Here is a 252-nt window from a genome sequence, read left to right on the forward strand (position 1 = left end):
GGGCAAGACCACCTGCCTGCGCCTGATCGCCGGCTTCGAGCAACCCACCAGCGGCTCGATCCGCATCCACGGTGTCGAGGCCGCTGGGGTGCCGCCCTACCTGCGCGACGTCAACACTGTGTTCCAGGACTACGCCCTGTTCCCGCACATGAATGTCCTGGACAACATCGCCTACGGCCTGAAGGTAAAAGGCGTGGCCAAGGCCGAACGCCACAACCGCGCCGAAGAAGCATTGGCCATGGTGGCCCTGGC

1 protein-coding gene is annotated in these 252 nt (G+C 65.1%); it reads left to right on the forward strand.

Features of this window, described 5'->3' with window-relative positions; all coding sequences use genetic code 11:
* The coding region (locus AC6UDB_RS07155; RefSeq protein ID WP_500709575.1) for an ATP-binding cassette domain-containing protein at positions 1-252 on the forward strand (252 nt) is incomplete at both ends.

The organism is Fructilactobacillus sp. X3R2C1 (assembly GCF_059901235.1).